Raw genomic sequence first — 20,048 nt, 5'->3', positions numbered from 1 at the left:
TGGGTGGAGAACGCCAACCCGTTCCGGGCCCTTCGACAAGCTCAGGGAGCGTTCTGCAGGACCAACCGTTCCGAGGTGTCAAGGGCTAGAAGTTCTCGCCCGTGCGCCAGGGCATCTCCTGCAGAGCCAGGGAGTTGCCGTCCGGGTCCGCGAACCAGGCGTAGCGGACCCCACCCCCGACGTCGACGACCTCGGCCACCTCCACGCCGCGGTCGAGCAGCTCCTGGCGGGCGGAGGCGATGTCCGCGACCACGAGGTGCAGGGCCTTCTGGCTGCCGGGCGTCATGGAGGACGACTCGCCCATGCCGGTGCCCAGCAGGATCGAGCAGGCCGAGCCGGGCGGGGTGAGCTGGACGACCCGCATGCCCTCCACCGGGCGCACGTCGACGTCGAGGACGAAGCCCAGCCGGTCGGTGTAGAAGGCCAGAGCCCGGTCGACGTCGGTGACCGGGACCTGCACGAGCTCGAGCTTGAGGTCCACGGCGCTGCTCAGCTGGCGGCGAGCGCCCCGAGCAGGACCTCGAGGCCCTCGCTCAGCAGGGCGTCGTCGATCGCCAGCGGCGGCAGGAGCCGGATGACGTTGCCGTACGTGCCGCAGGTCAGGACGATCACGCCCTCGCTCGCGGTCCGCTTCGCGACGGCCGCGGTCAGCGCCGCGTCCGGCTCGCCCGTGGCGGGATCGACGAGCTCGATGGCGATCATGGCGCCGCGGCCGCGGACGTCGCCGATGCGCGGGTCGTCGGCCTGGGCCGAGGCGAGGCGGTCGAGCAGCAGCGTCCCGATCTCGCGGGCCCGCTCGACGAGACCGTCGTGCTCGAAGTGGTCGAGCGACGCGAGCGCCGCCGCGCACGCCACCGGGTTGCCCGCGTACGTCCCGCCGAGCCCCCCGCCGTGCACCGCGTCCATGATCTCGGCGCGACCGGTCACGGCCGACAGCGGCAGGCCGCCGGCGATGCCCTTGGCCGTGGTGATCAGGTCGGGGACCAGGCCCTCGTGCTCGCTCGCGAACAGGTCACCCGTCCGCGCGAAGCCGGACTGGATCTCGTCGGCGATGAAGACCACGCCGTTCTCCGTGCACCACGCCCGCAGCGCGGGCAGGAAGCCCTCGGCGGGGACGACGAAGCCGCCCTCGCCCTGGACCGGCTCGATGATCACCGCGGCGAGGTCGGCGGCGCCGACCTGCTTCTCGATCACCGAGATCGCGCGCTTGGCGGCCTCCGGCCCGGACAGGCCGTCGCGGTAGGGGTACGACATCGGTGCGCGGTAGACCTCGCTCGCGAACGGTCCGAAGCCGGCCTTGTAGGGCATCGACTTCGCCGTCAGGGCCATCGTCAGGTTGGTGCGGCCGTGGTACGCGTGGTCGAAGGCGACCACTGCGGAACGTCCCGTGTGGTGCCGCGCGATCTTGATCGCGTTCTCGACCGCCTCGGCGCCCGAGCTGAACAGCGCGGACCGCTTGGCGTGGTCGCCCGGGGTGAGCCGGTTGAGGCGTTCGGCCACCTCGACGTAGCCCTCGTACGGGGTGATGGTGAAGCAGGTGTGCGTCAGCTGCGCGGCCTGCGCGGCGACGGCCGCGGCCACCGCGGGGTCCGCGTTGCCGACGGTCGTGACGGCGATCCCGGAGCCCAGGTCGATCAGCGAGTTGCCGTCGACGTCGACCAGGACGCCGCCGCCGGCCGCGACCGCGTACACGGGCATCGACGAGGCGACGCCCGACGCGACGGCGGCCTTGCGGCGGTCCGCCAGATCCAGCGAGCGCGGGCCCGGGATGCTCGTCACCAGGCGACGTTCCTGGGGCAGCGTCGGGCCACCCAGCGCGGTGCGGTCGGTCACGGACATGGTGTTCCTCCTGGGCCGGGGTGCGTCGACGCCCAGCCTAGGACCGGCCGGTCGGTCGGAGGAGCGGCCGGGTGCCCGCGCGGAGGGCGGCGAGGCGCAGATCCGCCCCGTGGTCGTCTGCTGAGCCGAACATGAAGAACTCTCAGCGACGGGGGCGCCCTGCCGCTACGCTCCGTCTCAGATCGACGCTCCGGGCCGCCCTCACGTGCGCCCGTCCGACTCGGGGACGAAGGAGCAGCACCCGCATGTCCTCAGGTCCCCGCGTGGGGTACGTCCGACGCGCCTGCACCGTTATCGTCGCGCTGGTCCTCGGGGCGCTGAGCGTCCTGGTGGCCGGTCCGGTCGCCCTCGCGGGCGCCGGTCTCGTCACCACGGCCCCGACCACCGCACTCGTGCCTCCGGACGCGACCACCGGTCTGACCGGGGCGAGCGTCGGCGGGGCCGCCGACGACGCGTCGCTCCAGGTCACGGTCAGCACCGATCGCGGGACCTTGTCCGTGGCGACCACCACCGGCCTCGACCTCGCGTTCGGCAACGCATGGGCGGGCACGTCCTCGATCACCTTCTCCGGCGTGACCGAGGACCTGAACAGCGCCCTGGCCACGCTGGCCATCACGACGGGGTCCGACGCCGGCGTCACCGCCGACGTGACCGTGGCGGCGCTGCTCGACACCCCCGGCTTCGTGTACTCCCCGACCAACCAGCACTTCTACGAGTACGTCCCCGCCCCCGCGATCGACGCGGACACGGCCCGGGCCGAGGCGCAGCAGCGGACGTTCCTCGGTCAGCACGGCTACCTGGCGACGATGGCTTCCGCTGCCGTCAACGACCTGGTCTCCACCCGCATCGAGGGGGCTCGGTCGGTCTGGTTCGGCGCGCGGAGCGTCGACGACTACCCGACGCGGACGTGGGTGTGGGGCGACGGGCCCCTCGCCGGCCAGGTGATCAGCAGCTGCGTCAACTTCTTCGAGGTCTGTCAGGACGTCGCCGACCCTGGCGTCTACCGCAGCTGGGCCCCCGGAGAGCCGAACAACGCGGGGGCCTGGTACGACAACTACTCCGGGGAGTGGGCCGCGGTGACCAACTGGGGAGGCATCGGCAGCTGGAACGACCTGCCGCCCTCCAACGACGGCACCTCCGGCTACGTCGTCGAGTACGGCGACCAGGCCGTGGGCGCAACGACCTTCAACGGGATCGCGACGTCGACGGCGACCATCGACGTCCGAGGTGTGCCGGGTGCGCCGACCGGCGTGCTCGCCACCCGCGGGGCCGCGTCGGCCAGCGTCTCCTTCGACGCTCCGGCGAGCGACGGCGGCTCCGTGGTGACGGGGTACACCGTGACGACCGCTCCGGGCGGCACCGTGACCAGCTGTGCGACCAGCCCCTGCGAGGTCGACGGCCTCACGAACGGGACCGCGTACACCTTCACCGTCCGCGCGATGAACGCCCTGGGCACCGGCGAGCCTTCCGCTGCGTCCGACGCGGTGACCCCGGCCGTCGCGCCGGGCGCCCCGACGGACATCAGAGCCGTCGCGACCGACGCCTCCGCGACGGTGTCCTTCACGGCACCCGCCGCCGACGGCGGCTCCCCGGTGACGGGCTACGTCGTCCAGGTCGGGTCGAGCGGCGACGAGGTCAGCTGCGCGGTCAGCCCCTGCCTGGTCACGGGGCTCGAGAACGGGACGACGTACGCCCTCACCGTCCGGGCCGTGAACGACGCGGGCCGTTCGGTCGCCTCCGAGCCGGCGGAGGTGACGCCGGCCGGCCTGGCCGACGCTCCCCGTTCGGTCACCGCGAGGCGCGGCGACCAGAAGGTGACGCTGACGTTCGCGCGACCCGCGCAGGACGGCGGTGCCGCGGTCACGGGCTACCTGGTCGAGACCACCCCGGGCGGGGACGTCACGTCCTGCACCACGAGCCCGTGCACGGTCGAGGGACTGACCAACGGCACCTCCTACACGTTCGAGGTCCGGGCGAGGACCTCCGCCGGGCTCGGGGAGGCGTCGGAGCCGACCTCGCCGGTCGTCCCCGCCACCGTCCCCGGGGCTCCGACCGGGCTGACGGCCGAGCGCGGTGACGGCTCGGCGGTCCTGGGCTTCGACGCCCCGGGCAGCGACGGCGGGTCGGACGTCACGGCGTACGAGGTCAGCGTCGATGGCGGCGACACGTGGACGGCGCTCGAGGTCGACGGCCACGGCTCCCTCACCGCCACCGTCGACGGCCTGACCAACGGCGTCACGTACGTGTTCGAGGTCCGCGCCCGGAACGACGTCGGGCCCGGAGAGGCGGCGGGCGAGCCGTCGGTGACGCCCGCGCGCCGACCCGGGACCCCGACCGGCGTCTCCGCCGTGCGGGGCGACGAGGAGGTCCGCGTCTCCTTCACCGCACCGGCCAGCAACGGCTCCCCGATCACCGGCTACGTCGTCGGCGTGGAGCCCGGCGGGCACGAGGTCCCGTGCGAGGCGAGCCCGTGCACGGTGCCCGGTCTCGAGAACGGAACCTCCTACACCTTCACCGTGCGGGCGACCAACGACGTCGGCGAGTCGTCGCCGTCGGACGCCTCCGAGGCGGTCACTCCGGCCGGGAAGCCCTCCGCCCCGGAGCTGCTCGGCGTCACGTCCGGCGACGCGTCCCTCGCCCTGGTGTTCGACGCGCCCGAGACCGACGGCGGGAGCGACGTGCTGGGCTACGAGGCGACCGTCGACGGTGGTCACACCTGGGTCGCGCTCGACTCCGTCGCGACCGGGGACCACCTGACCGGCGTGGTCCACAGCGCGCTCGGCAACGGTCGGCGCTACGTGGTGTCCGTGCGCGCCGTCAACGCGGTGGGCGCCGGGACGCCCTCCGGAGGGCTCGCGGCAACGCCGGCCACGGTGCCGGGCGCGGTGCGCGACCTGGCGGTCGCCGTGTCGGACGGCAAGGTCTCGGTGAGCTGGAGCCGGCCGGCCTCGGACGGCGGGTCGGCGCTGGTCGGCTACCGGGTGGTCGTGCAGCCCGGAGGGCGCACCTGCGAGACGACGTCGACCAGCTGCACGATCACCGGCCTCCCGACCGGGGTCGCCTACACGTTCACGGTCACCGCGTCGAACACCGACCCGGAGAAGAGCGGCACCGGCCGCGGTGCGGCGACGACCTCGGACGCCGTGACGGTGACCGGGCCGCCCTCGGTGCCGCAGGCCCTGCAGGTCACGCCGGGCGACCGGCGGCTGGACCTGTCCTTCCGGACGCCTGCCGTTGACGGGGGTCTTCCGGTGACCGGCTACGAGCTGAGCCTGGACGGCGGACAGACGTGGTCGACGGCCCGCCCGACCGGTACGGACCCCCTCGCCCTGGCGGTCGTCCCGGTCCTGAACGGCCGGCACTACGACGTCGCGGTGCGGGCCAGGAACGCGCAGGGGGCCGGGATCGCCACCACGACGGGCGCGACGACGCTCCAGTGGTTCGCCGACCCGGTCAGCCCGGCCGCCGCGGCGGCCGAGGTCGCGGTGCCGAAGAAGCCGCAGTCCTACCACGGCAGGCTGCGGACCACCCGGGCGACGCTGCGCTCCGCCGACGGCACGGTCGCGATGCCCGCGACCGCCCTGAAGGGTCGGCAGCTGCAGCCGGGCCAGGCGACCGACCTGAACCGGCTCTTCCACAGCGGCGACGCGCGGTTCACCACGAAGGGCCGGGCGCAGGTGAAGGAGGTCGCGCGCAGCCTCACCTACGTCAGGGCCGTGACCTGCGAGGGCTACACCGACTACCGCGGCCGGACGGCCCACCTGAAGTCGCTCTCGGCCCAGCGCGCCGACGCGGTCTGCGACGCCCTGCGCCGCGATCTGCCGCAGGAGCTGTCGTTGAAGAAGAAGGCGTACGGGCTCACCCGTCCGGTCCTCGTCGGCGGGAAGTCCACGAGCCGGTGGACCAACCGGCGCGTGGTGGTGGTCGTGCGCGACTGAGCCCACCCACGAGGCCGCGCGCAGCGCGTGCGGGACGCGGCTACCGTGTCCCGCACGCGGTCGTCGACGAGCGCGGGTACCGAGCGCGACGCAGGGGAGCACCGTGAACCTCGAGAAGGTCGTCTTCGGCTTCTTCGTCCTGCTCGCCGCGACGCTCAACATGGGCTTCTTCGTCGGCGACATCGCCAACCCGGACCTGCACAACGTGTACGAGCTGTTCGCGGCGCTCGCGGTGAGCCTGATCGCGACGGTGCTCAAGTTCGGCGACCGGACGCAGATCGGCGCGGTGCACCTCGCGACGAGCCTGGTCGCCGACCTCCAGCTCATCGCCGCGAGCGTCGTGTGGGTGTGGGCCGACGAGATCTCCAAGGCCGGCATCACGCCGGAGTCGACGGCGAGCGTGGTGTCGCTCTCGGGCGGCGCGCTCCTGGCCAACCTGGTGTCGGTCGTGCTGCTGGTGACCGAGACCGTCACGTTCCACCGGGGCTGAGCGCGGGTCGGGGGAGAGTCGTTTCGATGAGCAACCCGCTGATGGTCTTCCTCGAGCTGCTCGGCCGGCGCGACCCCGTCCGGCGGATCCCGGCGCTCGTCGACCTGGCGCCCGAGCAGGCGTCGTCGGCGATCTTCGTCGTGATGCGTCGGATGCGCGCCCCGCTGATCACGCTGATCGTGATCTTCAGCATCAGCGTCATCGGGCTGTCGCTGATCCCCGGGATCGACGACCAGGGGCGGCCCGCCCACATCGGGCTCTTCGACTCGTTCTACTTCGTCAGCTACACCGCGACCACGATCGGCTTCGGCGAGCTGCCGTGGCCGTTCACCCCGGCGCAACGGCTGTGGGTGACCTTCACGATCTACGCGTCGGTGATCGGCTGGGCGTACGCGATCGGCTCGCTGCTGACGCTGCTGCAGGACCGCGCGTTCCAGCAGGCGGTGGCGCTGCAGGGCTTCACCCGCAAGGTCGGGCGCATGCGTGAACCGTTCTTCCTGGTCGCCGGGTTCGGCCGGGCGGGGGAGCTGCTGGCTCGTGACTTCGACGCGCTCGGGCAGCAGCTGGTGGTGATCGACTCGTCCTCGGAGCGCATCGACGCCCTCGAGCTCGGCTCGTACCACGCCGACATCCCCGGCCTGGTCGCCGACGCCGCCAACCCCCGCAACCTCGGCGCCGCCGGGCTCAACCACCCGAGCTGCGCGGCCGTGCTCGCCCTGAGCAACGACGACGAGACGAACCTCGCCGTCACCATGGCGGCAGCGCTCCTGCGCCCTGACATCCCGGTCGTGGCCCGGACGGTGTCAGCCGCGGTCGCGGAGCGGATGCACGCCTTCGGCACGCCCACCGTGGTCAACCCGTTCGACCGCTTCGGCGAGCACCTGCGGCTCGCGCTGAACGCACCGGCGTCCTACCAGCTGCTCACCTGGCTCGAGGCCGGCCCGGGCGCCGAGCTGCCCAAGCGCGGCGAGCCGCGGCGCGACGGGCTCTGGGTCGTCTGCGGGTACGGCCGCTTCGGGCGCGAGGTGACCTCCGACCTGCGCGCCGCGGGCCTCGACGTGGTGGTCGTCGAGTCGGTCGCCAGCGAGGACCACGACGCCGAGGTCGTCCTCGGCGACGGCTCCGACGGCCGGGTCCTCCTCGAGGCGGGCCTCGAGCGGGCCGTCGGCCTGGTCGCGGGCACCGACAACGACACGACGAACCTCTCGATGCTCGCCACCGCGCGCCGGCACAACCCGGGGCTGTTCCTGGCCGCCCGGCAGAACCTGCCGACCAGCGCGGCCCTCTTCGAGGCGATGCGGCCCGACGCGCTGCTGGTGCCGACCGAGGTGGTCGCGCACGAGGTCTACGCGCAGCTCAGCACGCCGCTGCTCTGGCGCTTCATCCAGCGGCTCCCCGCGCAGGGGGACGGCTGGGCCGACGTCGTCACCGCGCGGCTGCGCTCCAGCTGCGGCCAGCAGCTGCCCGCGCTGTGGAAGGTCCGGCTGGACCACGCTCAGGCCCCCGCCCTGGAGCGGCTCCTGCCGACCGGGCGCGTCCGCCTCGGCGACCTCCTCCGCAGCCCCGAGGACCGCGACCGTCGGCTGAAGGTCGTCCCGCTGCTGCTGCTGCGCGAGGACGGGGACGAGGTCGTCCTGACCCCCGACGACGACGTCGTGCTGGCGCCGGGCGACCAGCTGCTGTTCGCCGGGCGCGCCGCCGAGCGACGCGGGCTGGAGAGCACGCTGGTCATCGAGTCGGGGGCGGCGTATGTGCTCTTCGACCGCCGGGTGCCCTCGAGCTGGGTCTGGCGGCGGTTGTCGAAGGACGACGGCGACCCGCTCGGCGGGGACCGCCCCCGGAGCACCGGCACCCGGGCGGCCGAGCCGCCGACGGTGTCGGTGGGCTCGCCCAGGCTGGACGGCGACGACGAGGAGGACGCATGAGCAGACGGTCCGAGGGCACCTTCGAGGTGCTGGGCTTCACCCCCGCCGACGTGGAGCCGGCGGTGGAGGTGACGACCGCGATGCCGGTGGGCGTGGCGACCATGGAGAAGCGCTTCACCGGCGAGGTCGACGGCACGTCGGCGACCTGGTTCACCGGTGGCCAGGCACCCGAGGGCGACGGGACGTACGTCGCCCTCGAGTCCTTCGTCGGGACGCTCGACACGATGGCGGGGGCATTCGTCTTCGTCCACGCGGCCTCGACGCACCAGGGCGACCGCCACGGCGAGTTCTTCCGCATCGCCGAGGGCAGCGGCACCGGCGACCTGGCCGGGATCTCGGGCACGGGCGGCCTCGCCGTCGACGACGACGGGACGCACCGCATCTGGTTCGAGTGGGACCTGCCCGCGGGATGACCGAGCCCGGTGCGGACCGGCGCCCGGCGCTGCTCGAGCGCTACCGGGCGCTGGTCGACCACGACCTCCCGGCGGCGGCGCGGGCGGACGGCTGGTCGCTGCGGCTCAACCACTGCTTCGGGCGCGTGCTGCTCGACGACGCGGTCGGCGGGTGCTGGTACGACCACCTCGACCGCCGGGGCGGCCCGGCCTACCGCCAGCTGGACGACGCCCAGCTCGGCGGCGCGGTCGCCCTCGGCGAGCGGCTGCTCACCGAGGGCGACCCGCTGCTGCGCACGCTCGACGCCCGTTCCCTGGCGTGGCGCGGCAAGGCGCCGAAGCGCTACTGAGCCACGAACGAGCTCGGGTCGACCGAGACGATCTGGCCGGCCCCGTCGGCGCCGAAGAACGCCTTGTAGAGCGACCGGGCCGAGGCGTAGAGCTTGCCGTCGCTCCACAGCAGGCCGGTTGGCTGGGACACCTGGGCGTACGTGCGCTTGCCGTCCGGCGCGACCTTGACGACCTGGCCGACCGAGTCGGGGTTGAAGTCCGGCGCGGGCGGGCCCTCGGGCGCCCCCTGCAGGGCCTCGGACACGTAGACGCTGCCGTCGGACCCCACGGCCACGCCGGTCGGGGACGTGAAGCCGGTGAGCGTCTTGACCAGCTTGGTGTTCTTGTCCAGCACGTAGACGCGGCCCTCGCCCGGCGCCTCGCTGCTCAGCCCGGAGATGTAGAGCAGGCCGCCCGGCCCGTACGCCAGCCCCGTCGGCACCGGGTCACAGCTCGGTCCGGCGTCGCTGTTCTGCTCCTGCGTGGCGCACTCGCCCGTCGTGATCGCCTGCGGCACCCAGTAGGTCGAGACCTTCCCCTTCTTGCTCACCGCGAGGATGTCGTTAGCTCCCGCGTCGGCGATGAGCAGGAAGCCGTTCTTCGCCCGGCTCTTCACGACGGCGTAGGGGTTGGAGAGCGTGTCGTCGGTCGGCCCCGTGCCCTGGGTCTGGTTGTCCGGGTTGTGCTTCAGCTCGTACGCGAGCAGGTCGGCGAAGGTGGCCGGCTTCTGGCCGGCCTTGGCCACGTAGAGGCGGCGCGAGCCGCCGACCTGCGGCTCGCCCGGGTTCGACGACCCCGACGTGGCGTAGATCTTTCCGCCTGCCCTGACCGCGCCCTGGGCGTTCGCGACGCCCTTGACCACGGTCTTGCGGGCGCCGCCCGCCTTCGTCACCTGCGCGACCTGGTTGAGGCCGGACTCGGCGACGTAGAAGGAGTCGCCGCTCTCGCTCAGCTGACGCGGGTCGGTCAGGTTCTTGGCGACGACCTTGACCTTGGCCGGCGTCTCCGCCGCCTTCGGGCTGACGGCCGTGGCCGGCGTGGTGCTGAGCAGTCCCGCACAGCTCAGAGCGGTGGCCGCGACGAGCGCGACCCGGTTCCGTACGTGCATGTATCCCCCCGGATGTGATCTGGTTCACCCCCTGACGGGGCGGGGCGAACGTATGGCAGGGGCTGAGGGTCTGGCTAGAGGTTCTCAGAAAGGTGCACAGATCGGTCGTGCGAGGTCAACCAGTGACACGGCAGGACACGAGGTCCTGGCCGCTCTTCATCGCCACCACCCGGGTGGCGCTCTGCTCGACCCGCGCGCGGAAGGCGCGGTCCGACCGGGCCCGTTCCAGGAGGCCGTCGTGCACCTGCGCGGCGGCCGACGTGCTGCCGACGAGGGCGAGGTCGCCGCCGGCCTCGAGGAAGCGGACGCCGCGGCTGCGCACCGACGTCGACGCCAGGGCCCGGCCGAGCAGGTCGTCCGACACGACGACGCCGCGGAAGCCCAGGTCGCCGCGGAGCATGCCCTCGATGACGGTCGGCGAGTAGGTCGCGGGCCGCTTCGCGTCGATGCGCCGGTAGGTCGCCGACGACAGCATGACCAGCTCGGTCCCGTGCTCGACGTCGGCCCGGAAGCCGGCCAGGAGCGCGTCGTCGCGCGTGGTGGTCGCGTCGACCACCGTCGCGCGGGTGTCGGTGTTGCCGCGGACCCGGCCGAGGCCCGGGAAGTGCTTGACCGCCGTGGCCGTGCCGCCGTCGTGCATCCCCTCGAGCACGGCGACGGACTTGCGGGCGACCACGGCGGGCTGGGGTCCGAAGCCGCGGTGAAGCGCGCCGATGGGCTCGTTGGCGTTGCCGACGGAGCTCGGGACCACGTCGGCGACCGGGGCGAGGTTGAGGTCGACACCGGCGCGGCCCAGCTGCTCGGACCACGTCTTCGCCCGCTTGCGCAGCGTGGCGTCCGACCAGCCGGCCTGCGTGCTGGCGCGGGGGATGGTGTCGAAGCCGGGGCCCTTCAGCCGCTGCACGAGACCGCCCTCCTGGTCCGCGGCGACCAGAAGGCCGACCCCGTCGACCTTCCCGACGCCGTCGCGCAGGTCTCCGGTGAGGTCGGCCGTGCGCCGATGACCCTCCGTGCTGTTGCCGAGCAGGACGACGGAGCCGAGGTGCAGGCGGCGTACCGCGTCCCGGCCGGCCGCGCTCGGGGTCGTCGAGCTCTGCGCCACCATGATCGTCTGCCCGACCTGCTCGGAGAGGCTCATGCCCGCGACGACCGCGGCGCAGGTCCCCGGCTGACGCTGGGCGTGCTCGGCCTCGGGGGCCGTGCTGCCGCCCCCCGACGGCGTCGCCGAGGGCGCTGCCGACGTGCTCGTGGTCGGTGCGGTCGGCACCGGTGCGGGCGCCGCGGTCGTGACCGGTGCGGACGCGGCCGGTCCGGGGGTCGTCGGAGCGCCGCAGGCCGGCAGGAGCAGGGCCAGCGGAAGGAGACCGACGACGGCGGCACGACGACGCACCCGGTGACCTTAGGTGCCGCGCGGCCCGGGCGCAGACTTGCGGCGTGGTCTACCTGCCTCCGCTGCGGCATCCGCGGGTGACCTGGGGCGCCTGGAGCACGGACTTCTCGGCCCGTGTCCACACCATGGGCGTGGTCAACCGCACGCCGGACTCCTTCTGGGACGGCGGCGCCACGTACGCCCTCGAACGTGCGGTGGGCGCCGTGGTCGCCGCCGCCGAGGCCGGCGCGGACTGGGTCGACGTGGGCGGGGCCCCGTTCTCGCCGGACGCGCTCGCCGTGGGCCCGGAGGAGGAGGCCGACCGTGTCGTCCCCGTCCTCGTCGGGGCGCGGGCCTGGACCGACGTCGTCCTCTCCGTCGACACCGTCCGCCCCGAGGTCGCCCACCGCGCGCTCGAGGCCGGAGCCCTCGTCGTCAACGACACCAGCGGCCTGCGCGACCCGGAGCTCGCGGACGTCGTCGCCGGTGCGGACGCCGCCCTCGTCGTCACCCACAGCCTCGCGGCGCCGGGGACGCACCTGCGCCGACCGCGCTACGACGACGTGGTCGACGAGGTGAAGGCCTTCCTGGCCGACCGCGTCCAGCTGGCCTGCGACCGCGGCGTCGCCGAGGACCGGATCGTCCTCGACCCCGGTCACGACCTGAACAAGAACACCCGCCACAGCCTCGAGCTGACCCGGCGCCTGCCCGAGATCGCCGACCTCGGCCTCCCGCTGCTGGCCGCCGTGTCCAACAAGGACTTCGTCGGCGAGTCGACCGGGCTGGGCAAGCCCGACCGCCTCGTCCCCTCGGTCGCCGCGGCCTCCGCCTGCGTGCTCGGTGGCGCCCGCGTCCTGCGGATGCACGACGTCGCGGCCTCGGTCGCCACGGCCCGGATGCTCGAGGCCGTCCTCGGCCTGCGCGAGCCGACCGGTCTCCGTCACAACCTCGAGTGACGTCCCGCCCTTCGCCCGCCGGTTCGGGGCGCTGTCCTGCAGCCCGGAACTGTCGGCGCCGCTCACTACTGTGGCGGTCGTGGAGGTCTGGAGCCGGGCGCAGGTGCTCGCCGCGGCACCGGACGACGCGTCGCGCCGGGCGGCACCGCCGCTGACCGCGACCCGGATCTGGTCCGAGTCCGGCCGGGGTCCGGGCGGCCTGCTCTGGGGCCGGTGCCGGGGGTCGGCGACGTACGCGGTCGTGGTGGACCCGGGGCGGTCGTACGCGTGCAGCTGCCCGAGCCGGAAGTCGCCCTGCAAGCACGCGCTCGCGCTGCTCCTGCGCTGGACGGACGGCCTGGTCGCGCCGGGCGAGCCGCCCGCGTGGGTGCCGGCCGCCGGACCCGCCCGGGGACGGACCGCGGACGAGGAGCGGGTGCCCGACGCCGACGCGGCGGCCGCCCGCGCCGCAGAGCGCCGGGCCAAGGTCGACGCCGGGCTCGACGAGCTCGACCGCTGGCTGCAGGACCAGGTCCGCACCGGGCTCTCGGTGTGGGAGCGGCGCGCGTGGACCCACGTCGAGGGGGTGGCCGCCCGCATGGTCGACGCCCAGGCGCCCGGGGTCGCGGGGATGCTCCGCGGCCTGCCCGGGCTCCTCGCGCGCGACGCCTGGCCGGAGCACCTGCTCGACGCGCTCGCGGGCCTGCACCTGCTCGTCGTCGCCCACCGCGGCCTCGACCGGCTGCCCGACGACCTGGCCGCGACCGTCCGGTCGCGGGTCGGCTACCCCGTGGCCAAGGCGGCGGTGCTGGCCCGGCCGTCGGTGTCCGACCACTGGTGGGCGGTCGGCGCCGTGGACAGCATCGACGGCCGGCTCGAGACGCGGCGCGTCTGGCTCTGGGGCACGCGGACGCGCAGCTGGGCGATGCTGCTGAGCTTTGCCGTCCCCGGTGCCGGTCTGGACGAGAGCGTGGAGGTGGGAGAGCTGCTGGACGCCGAGGTCCACCGTTACCCGGGTGGTGGCGAGCACCGGGTCCTGCTGGGCGAGCAGCGACCGGTCGAGGACACGCCGTGGCCGACCCTCGAGCGCGGGTGGCCGGCCGAGCCGGTCGCCGCCGCCGAGCACCGCTGGGCCGCACAGGTGGCCGCCGACCCCTGGGCCAACCGCATGCCGACCGTGCTGCGGGCCGTGCCCGTACCGCCGGCGCGGGCGGGGGAGCCCTGGCACCTGGCCGATCGAGACGGGCCCGCGGTACGGCTCGTCGCGGCCGTCGCCGAGCCGTGGCCGCTGCTCGCCGCGTCGGGCGGCGACGTGGTGGACGTGTTCGGCGAGTGGGGACCGGCGGGGTTCACGCCCGTCCGGCTGCTCGACGCCGGCGCCGAGACCGACGCCCCGCGTCTGCTGGCGGTCGCATGAGCGCCGTCGGATGAGAGCCGTCGCGTGAGCACGACGGCGGTCGAGGTCGACCTGGTGAACGCGGCCCTGCTCGGGACGGACCGGCGCGCGGTCCCGCTCCCCGAGGGGGCCGACCCCGCCGACTGGCTGCTGGAGGCGGCGGGCCGACGTCGGGCCACCACCCTCGTCGCCGCCGCGTCGACCGTCGTCCGGCCCGGTCCGTCGGCCCCGGCCAGCACGCTGTCGCTGCCGTCCGTCGCCGCCCGCGACATGCTCGACGAGATCCTGCTCCAGGCGTCGCTGCCGCTGCTCGACCTCTGGCTGCGCGAGGCGCTCGCCGCCGGCGTCGGCCTCCCACCCGAGCGCTGGGCGCCGGTCCTCGACCGGGCCCGACGCGCCACCGGGCTGAACCGCGCCCGGCTCGGGGCGGCGCTCGGCCCGCGCGGGCTGTGGTTCGCCCGGCACAACCCCGCCTGGTCCGCCGTGGTCCGGGCGGCCGAGGTCCCCGCCCCGGACGACGCGCTGGCCGCGGAGCCGGCGCGCGCTGTCGTCCGGACGCTGGCCGCCGGGGAGCAGTCCGTGGGCGGGGCGCGCACCCTCGGGCAGCAGACCGCCGCCCGGCTCCCGCTGGCGCTCTACCCCGAGCTCGTCGAGGCGGGTCGGGACCCGACGAACGCCGCCGCCCGCGCCGGCCTCGCCGCCGCCGAGGAGGTCCTCTGGGTGCGCTGGGCGCTGGCGAGCGCGTTCGACCCGTACCGGGTGCCCCCGGAGCGTCACCCTGTCCGCACCGTCCCCACTCTTCCCACCCGCCAGGAGCGTCCGTGAGCGAGGCCATCATCGAGCAGGACCAGGCGCCTGTGGCGGCGCCGGCGGTGCTCCGCCCGCACGCGGAGGTCGCCTTCGCCGAGGAGCTCGCGGCGCTGGAGGCGTTCGACGCGGACGAGGGCCGGCCGCGCCCGCCGCAGTGGCGCCTCTCGCCGTGGGCCGTCGTGACCTACCTCGTCGGCGGCACCCTGGCCGACGGGACGGTGGTCAGCCCGAAGTACATCGGGTCGCGCCGGCTCATGGAGGTCGCCGTCGCCACGCTCGCCACGGACCGCGCGCTGCTGCTGATGGGCCTGCCCGGCACGGCCAAGTCGTGGGTGTCGGAGCACCTGGCCGCCGCGGTGTCGGGGGACTCGACGCTGCTCGTCCAGGGCACCTCGGGCACGGCCGAGGAGTCGATCCGCTACGGCTGGAACTACGCCCGCCTGCTCGCCGAGGGCCCCACCCCGCAGGCATTGGTGGCCTCCCCGGTCATGGTCGCCATGGAACGGGGCGCCCTGGCCCGGGTCGAGGAGCTCACCCGCATCCCGTCCGACGTGCAGGACGCGCTGATCACGGTCCTGTCGGAGAAGGTCCTCCCGGTGCCCGAGCTGGGGCGCGAGGTCGCCGCCCGGCCCGGCTTCAACGTCATCGCCACGGCCAACGACCGCGACAAGGGCGTGAACGAGCTGTCCTCGGCGCTGCGCCGACGCTTCAACACCGTCGTCCTGCCGCTGCCCGCCGACGCCGAGGACGAGGTCCGCATCGTCACGACCCGCGTCGCCGACCTGACCGCCGCGCTCCAGCTGCCGCCGGTCAGAACCGCCCGTGAGGAGATCGAGCGGGTCGTCACCGTGTTCCGTGAGCTGCGCTCGGGGGTGACCGAGGACGGGCGTACGGCGGTCCGCTCGCCCACGGCGACCCTGTCCGCGGCCGAGGCGATCTCGGTGATGACCAACGGGATCGCGCTGGCCGCCCACTTCGGCGACGGCGTGCTGCGACCGGCCGACGTCGCCTCGGGCATCGTCGGGGCCGTGGTCAAGGACCCGGTCGCCGACGCGCAGGCCTGGGCCGAGTACCTCGACGTCGTCGTCCGGGAACGTCCGGGCTGGGGCGCCTTCTACGAGGCCTGCCGGGACGGCACGTGAGCCTGCTCGCCGAGCACGAGACCGAGCACCCGCCCGAGACCCCGCTTGAGAACACCGCCCCGACGGGGCCGACGGTCGAGGTGTTCGGGATCCGGCACCACGGCCCGGGCTCGGCACGCTCGCTCGTCGCGGCGCTGGACGCGTACAACCCTGACTGCGTGCTCGTCGAGGGGCCGCCGGACGCCGACGCGCTGCTGCGGTTCGTCGGTGACGAGGACCTCGTGCCGCCCGTGGCGCTGCTGGCGTACGCGCCCGAGGAGCCGCGGGTCGCGTCGTTCTGGCCGTTCGCCGGCTTCTCGCCCGAGTGGCAGGCGATCCGGTGGGCCCGCCGACACGACGTCGAGGTCGGCTTCTGCGACCTGCCCGCCTCGGCCACACTCGCTCCCCGGGAGCGCACGCTGCTGGACGAGGCGGACGACGCACCGGACGACGAGACTGCGGACGCCGAGGACGACGTCGACGGGCCCTCCGCCGTCGACCTGCTGCTGAGCGGCCCCGCCGCGACCGGCCCGGACGCCGCCGCACGCCGTCGGCTGGCGAGCCGCGACCCGCTGGCCGCGCTGGCGCAGGCCGGCGGCTACGACGACGCCGAGCGGTGGTGGGAGGACGTCGTCGAGGGCCGGCTCGACGGGTCGTCGCCCTTCCCGCTCGTCCTCGAGGCGATGGGCGAGCTGCGCCGCCTGGTCGGTCAGCGCCGAGGTCGCCACGCCGAGAACGAGGCGCGCCGGGAGGCGTACATGCGCCAGACGATCCGCGCGGCGCTCAAGCGGGGGCGGACGCGGGTGGCCGTGGTCTGCGGCGCCTGGCACGCCCCGGTGCTCACCGCTCCGCTCGGTCCCGCGGCGCCCGACGCCCGGCTGCTGCGGGGGCTGCCGAAGCGCAAGGTGGTCTGCACCTGGGTGCCGTGGACGCACCGCCGGCTCGCCGCGGCCAGCGGGTACGGCGCCGGCATCACCTCGCCCGGCTGGTACGCGCACCTCTTCGAGGCGCCCGACGTGCCGGTGACGCGCTGGCTGACCGCGGTGGCCGGCGAGCTGCGCACCCGCGACCTGCCGGTGTCGAGCGCCTCGGTGATCGAGGCCGTCCGGCTCGCCGAGACGCTCGCGACCCTGCGAGGGCGGCCGCTCGCGGGTCTGAGCGAGGTCACCGACGCGACCCGCGCGGTGCTCTGCGACGGCGACGAGCTGGCGCTGCGCTACGTCACCGAGCGGCTGGTGGTGGGGGAGCGGCTGGGCGACGTGCCCGCGTCGGTGCCGACCGTCCCGCTCGAGGCCGACCTCGTGGCGACCACCCGTCGGCTGCGGCTCAAGCGCGAGCCGGCGGCGCGCGCGCTCGACCTCGACCTGCGCCGGGGCATCGACCGGGAACGGTCGCAGCTGTTCCACCGGCTCCGCCTGCTCGACCTCGGCTGGGCGCAGCCGGCGACCAGCGACGTGCAGGCGACGGGGACGTTCCGCGAGACGTGGCGCCTGGCCTGGCAGCCCGAGCTGGCTGTGTCCGTCGTCGAGGCGGCCGTCTGGGGAACGACCGTCGAGTCGGCCGCCACCGCCCGCGTGGAGTCGGTCGTCGCCGGGCAGAGCCTGGTCGAGCTGGCCCGCACCGTGGAACGTTGCCTGCTGGCCGCCCTGCCCGACGCCCTCGCTCGGCTCCTGGAGGCCTGCGCCGACCAGGCGGCGCGCGACGCCGACGTCGAGCACCTGATGGAGGCGCTGCCCGCGCTGGCCCGGGCCGCCCGCTACGGCGACGTCCGGGGCACCGACACCGGTGCGCTCCGCCAGACCGCCGAGGTCCTCGTGCGGCGTACGTGCGCGGGCCTGGGGCGGGCGACGACCGGGCTGGACGACGAGAGCGCGGTCCGCGTCCGGGACCTGGTCGACGCGGTGCACGCCGCCGTCGGGCTGCTGGCGCAGGAGGGGGACGGCGACGTCCGGCGCGAGTGGCTCGCCACGCTGCGGGGCCTGGCCGACCGGCGCGACCTCGCCCCGCTCCTGCAGGGTCGGCTGACCCGGCTGCTCGTCGACGCCGAGCTGGTCGACGACGCTCCCGCGCGCCTGCACCGCGCGCTCTCGTACGGCAGCCCGGCCGCGACGAAGGCGGCCTGGGTCGAGGGCTTCTTCACCGACGGCGCCGTGCTGCTCGTGCACGACCCGGCGCTCCGCACCCTGCTCGACGGCTGGGTCTCGAGTCTCGCCGACGCCGAGTTCGTCGACGTGCTGCCGCTCGTCCGGCGCACGTTCGGCACGTTCTCCCCGGCGCAGCGCCGCTCCCTCGCCCAACGGCTGGCCCACGGCGACCCCGTGCCCGCGTCCGCCGCGGCCGACCGCCTCACCGCGCTGGCCGGACCCGCGCTCGCGACCGTCGAGACGATCCTCGCGGCGGGCCGGCATGACTGACGCGCCCGGCTCGACCGACCCGGCCGAGCCGGTCGAGGGCGAGGAGAACAGCCGCCACCGGCGCTGGCGGCTCCTGCTCGGCGAGCCGGCCGAGGCCGCGCTCGAGCCGGGCCTCACCGCCGAGGAGCAGCAGATGGACCGGGCCCTCGCCGCGCTGTACGACGCCGACGACCCCGGCGAGGACGGGCGTACGCGGCGCCGGGGCGGGCTCGGGGCGTCGGCCCCGTCGGTGGCCCGCTGGCTCGGCGACATCCGCACGTACTTCCCGACGTCGGTCGTCCAGGTCCTGCAGCGCGACGCGATCGAGCGGCTCGACCTCGCCTCGCTGCTGCTGGAGCCGGAGCTGCTCGACTCCGTGCAGCCGGACGTGCACCTGGCCGCGACGCTGGTCAGCCTCAACCAGGTGATGCCCGAGACGACCCGGCGTACGGCACGTGTCGTCGTCGGCCGGGTCGTGGCCGAGATCGAGCGGCGGATCGCCCAGCCGACGCGTTCCGCGGTGCACGGGGCGGTCAACCGGGCGGCCCGCACCTCCCGCCCGCGGGCCCGTGACATCGACTGGAACGCCACCATCGCGGCCAACCTCAAGCACTACCTGCCCGAGCACCGCACCGTCGTCCCCGAGCGCCTGGTCGGCTACGCCCGGGCCTCGCCCGCCGTCTCCCGCGACGTGGTCGTGGCGATCGACCAGTCGGGCTCGATGGCCGAGTCGGTCGTGTTCGGCGCGGTCTTCGGCGCCGTGCTGGCCTCCATCCGGTCCCTGCGCACCTCGCTCGTCGCCTTCGACACCGAGGTCGTCGACCTCACCCCGTACCTCGACGACCCGGTCGACGTGCTCTTCGGCTGCCAGCTCGGCGGCGGGACCGACATCAACCGCGGCCTCGCGTACGCCGCCGGTCTGGTGCGTCAGCCCGAGAACACGCTCATGGTGCTGATCACCGACCTCTTCGAGGGCGGCGACGCGGAGCAGCTGCTCCGGCGGGTGGCGTCCCTGGTCCGCTCGGGCGTGACGCTCGTCGTCCTCCTGGCGTTGAGCGACGCCGGCGCGCCCGCGTACGACCATGACCACGCCGCCGCGCTGGAGGCGCTCGGGGTGCCGGCCTTCGCCTGCACGCCGGACGCGTTCCCGGACCTGCTCGCCGTCGCCCTGCGCCGCGGTGACGTCGGGGCCTGGGCCGCCGCCCAGCAGGCGGCGCGGCGGTGAACCGCCCGGCGCGCACCACCCCGCTGGTCGGGCTGCTCCTGGCCCTCCTGCTCGCGGTCGCGTCCGGCGTGGTCGCCCTCGTCGGCCGCCCGCCGGGTCCGCCCGTCCAGTCCCCGCAGTCGCCCCCGCCCGCTCCCACGACGCCGTCCCCGGCGCCCCGGACAGACGTGCCGACGCCGGGCGCGGCCTACCCGGTGCGCAAGGTGGGAGCCCTCGACGCCGACCGCAGCGTCCTGGTGAACGCACGCGGCGCGGCCGACCTGCGCTACCGCCGCGCCCCGCACAACGGCACCCGCCTGCACTTCATCTGCACGGGCTGCGACGCCGACACCTGGCTCGTCGAGCTGCCCGGGGGCACGCCCGTGGGCGGTGGCCCGCTCCCCGACCCTGCCGACGTGATCTGGGCGCTGGACACCGTCGCGCCGGACACCGTGGCGCCCAGCACCGGCAGCGGCCTGCTCGTGAGGGCCCCGGCCTCGGCCCTGTGGACCGTCACGCTCACCCCGTTCGACGCCGTCCCGGTGCACGAGCAGACCTTCGGCTCGCTCGGGGACGACGTCGTCGCGGTCAGCGCCCGGTCGGACCTGCGGCTCACCTGCGGCAGCGCCTCGGTGGTCCGGACCCTCTCCCGCCGGTCGGCCACCGGCGAGTACGCCGAGGGCGCGCGCGAGCAGCGGGACGACCCGGGGACCTTCCCGGTCCCCGGCCCCCTCGGCACCGACCCGACGATCCTGGCCGTGTCCTGCCGGGGGCGCTGGTCGGTCAGCTTCCCGTGAG

At 74.9% G+C, this 20,048-nt stretch carries 16 protein-coding genes; 12 read left to right on the top strand and 4 right to left on the bottom strand.

The features are described from left to right. Nucleotides 1-85: 85 nt before the first annotated feature. Together FHX39_RS13340 and gabT are read right to left on the bottom strand one after the other, a co-directional pair. Nucleotides 86-481, bottom strand: a complete 396-nt coding sequence (locus FHX39_RS13340) for a VOC family protein (protein ID WP_183339147.1) — start codon at nt 479-481, stop codon at nt 86-88. Nucleotides 482-489: 8 nt separating this feature from the next. Continuing rightward, on the bottom strand, nt 490-1,839 hold the full coding sequence (gabT, locus tag FHX39_RS13335; RefSeq protein WP_183339145.1) for a 4-aminobutyrate--2-oxoglutarate transaminase: 1,350 nt from the start codon (nt 1,837-1,839) through the stop codon (nt 490-492). A gap of 245 nt (nt 1,840-2,084) precedes the next feature. On the opposite strand from gabT, the gene FHX39_RS13330 reads away from it, so the two are divergent. The 5 genes from FHX39_RS13330 (at nt 2,085) to FHX39_RS13310 (ending at nt 8,934) form a co-directional block, all read left to right on the top strand. Then, entirely contained in the window at nt 2,085-5,777 is a 3,693-nt protein-coding gene (locus FHX39_RS13330) for a fibronectin type III domain-containing protein (RefSeq protein ID WP_183339143.1), read from the top strand. A gap of 103 nt (nt 5,778-5,880) precedes the next feature. Then, nucleotides 5,881-6,267 carry a DUF6394 family protein gene (locus FHX39_RS13325; protein ID WP_183339141.1) on the top strand — a complete coding sequence of 129 codons (387 nt, stop codon included), beginning with the start codon at nt 5,881-5,883 and terminating at the stop codon, nt 6,265-6,267. 26 nt (nt 6,268-6,293) lie between these two features. Continuing rightward, nucleotides 6,294-8,192: a potassium channel family protein gene (locus tag FHX39_RS13320; RefSeq protein WP_183339139.1), complete on the top strand. Its 1,899-nt coding sequence runs from the start codon at nt 6,294-6,296 to the stop codon at nt 8,190-8,192. Beyond that, nucleotides 8,189-8,605 carry a DUF3224 domain-containing protein gene (locus tag FHX39_RS13315; RefSeq protein WP_183339137.1) on the top strand — a complete coding sequence of 139 codons (417 nt, stop codon included), beginning with the start codon at nt 8,189-8,191 and terminating at the stop codon, nt 8,603-8,605. The genes FHX39_RS13320 and FHX39_RS13315 overlap by 4 nt, the downstream gene beginning before the upstream one ends. Further along, nucleotides 8,602-8,934, top strand: coding sequence for a hypothetical protein (locus tag FHX39_RS13310; protein WP_183339135.1), 333 nt, complete (start codon nt 8,602-8,604; stop codon nt 8,932-8,934). The genes FHX39_RS13315 and FHX39_RS13310 overlap by 4 nt, the downstream gene beginning before the upstream one ends. On the opposite strand, the gene FHX39_RS13305 is transcribed toward FHX39_RS13310, so the two are convergent. Further along, the gene (locus tag FHX39_RS13305; RefSeq protein WP_183339133.1) at nt 8,928-10,022 is read right to left on the bottom strand and encodes a ScyD/ScyE family protein; all 1,095 of its coding nucleotides are present in this window, start codon (nt 10,020-10,022) and stop codon (nt 8,928-8,930) included. The genes FHX39_RS13310 and FHX39_RS13305 overlap by 7 nt on opposite strands. A 115-nt stretch (nt 10,023-10,137) precedes the next feature. After that, nucleotides 10,138-11,412: a glycoside hydrolase family 3 protein gene (locus tag FHX39_RS13300; RefSeq protein ID WP_183339131.1), complete on the bottom strand. Its 1,275-nt coding sequence runs from the start codon at nt 11,410-11,412 to the stop codon at nt 10,138-10,140. Between the two features lie 44 nt (nt 11,413-11,456). Here FHX39_RS13300 and folP point away from each other — a divergent pair, with 44 nt between their 5' ends. The 7 genes from folP to FHX39_RS13265 all read left to right on the top strand — a co-directional run bounded on the left by folP (nt 11,457) and on the right by FHX39_RS13265 (nt 20,047). Continuing rightward, the gene (gene folP / locus FHX39_RS13295; protein ID WP_332836824.1) at nt 11,457-12,347 is read left to right on the top strand and encodes a dihydropteroate synthase; all 891 of its coding nucleotides are present in this window, start codon (nt 11,457-11,459) and stop codon (nt 12,345-12,347) included. A 79-nt stretch (nt 12,348-12,426) separates the two neighbouring features. Further along, nucleotides 12,427-13,743, top strand: a complete 1,317-nt coding sequence (locus tag FHX39_RS13290; RefSeq protein ID WP_183339129.1) for an SWIM zinc finger family protein — start codon at nt 12,427-12,429, stop codon at nt 13,741-13,743. Nucleotides 13,744-13,767: 24 nt separating this feature from the next. Continuing rightward, nucleotides 13,768-14,547, top strand: a complete 780-nt coding sequence (locus FHX39_RS13285; protein ID WP_183339127.1) for a DUF5691 domain-containing protein — start codon at nt 13,768-13,770, stop codon at nt 14,545-14,547. Continuing rightward, entirely contained in the window at nt 14,544-15,674 is a 1,131-nt protein-coding gene (locus tag FHX39_RS13280) for an ATP-binding protein (protein WP_408631490.1), read from the top strand. Before FHX39_RS13285 ends, FHX39_RS13280 begins: the two co-directional genes overlap by 4 nt. Continuing rightward, complete coding sequence (locus FHX39_RS13275) at nt 15,671-18,067, top strand: DUF5682 family protein (RefSeq protein WP_198423393.1); 2,397 nt, start codon at nt 15,671-15,673, stop codon at nt 18,065-18,067. Before FHX39_RS13280 ends, FHX39_RS13275 begins: the two co-directional genes overlap by 4 nt. Then, nucleotides 18,060-19,271: a VWA domain-containing protein gene (locus tag FHX39_RS13270; RefSeq protein ID WP_183339125.1), complete on the top strand. Its 1,212-nt coding sequence runs from the start codon at nt 18,060-18,062 to the stop codon at nt 19,269-19,271. Before FHX39_RS13275 ends, FHX39_RS13270 begins: the two co-directional genes overlap by 8 nt. Continuing rightward, nucleotides 19,268-20,047: a hypothetical protein gene (locus FHX39_RS13265; protein WP_183339123.1), complete on the top strand. Its 780-nt coding sequence runs from the start codon at nt 19,268-19,270 to the stop codon at nt 20,045-20,047. Before FHX39_RS13270 ends, FHX39_RS13265 begins: the two co-directional genes overlap by 4 nt. Nucleotide 20,048: the final 1 nt, after the last annotated feature.

It is taken from the genome of Microlunatus antarcticus, assembly GCF_014193425.1.
GTDB lineage: Bacteria > Actinomycetota > Actinomycetes > Propionibacteriales > Propionibacteriaceae > Microlunatus > Microlunatus antarcticus.
This window is presented reverse-complemented; position numbering and strand designations above follow the sequence as displayed.

What these genes read in the sequence shown, in the direction of transcription:
- FHX39_RS13305 (WP_183339133.1), bottom strand. Translation starts at nt 10,022, where the DNA reads ATGCACGTACGGAACCGGGTCGCGCTCGTCGCGGCCACCGCTCTGAGC.
- FHX39_RS13270 (WP_183339125.1), top strand. Translation starts at nt 18,060, where the DNA reads ATGACTGACGCGCCCGGCTCGACCGACCCGGCCGAGCCGGTCGAGGGC.
- FHX39_RS13310 (WP_183339135.1), top strand. Translation starts at nt 8,602, where the DNA reads ATGACCGAGCCCGGTGCGGACCGGCGCCCGGCGCTGCTCGAGCGCTAC.
- FHX39_RS13330 (WP_183339143.1), top strand. Translation starts at nt 2,085, where the DNA reads ATGTCCTCAGGTCCCCGCGTGGGGTACGTCCGACGCGCCTGCACCGTT.
- FHX39_RS13320 (WP_183339139.1), top strand. Translation starts at nt 6,294, where the DNA reads ATGAGCAACCCGCTGATGGTCTTCCTCGAGCTGCTCGGCCGGCGCGAC.
- gabT (WP_183339145.1), bottom strand. Translation starts at nt 1,839, where the DNA reads ATGTCCGTGACCGACCGCACCGCGCTGGGTGGCCCGACGCTGCCCCAG.
- FHX39_RS13315 (WP_183339137.1), top strand. Translation starts at nt 8,189, where the DNA reads ATGAGCAGACGGTCCGAGGGCACCTTCGAGGTGCTGGGCTTCACCCCC.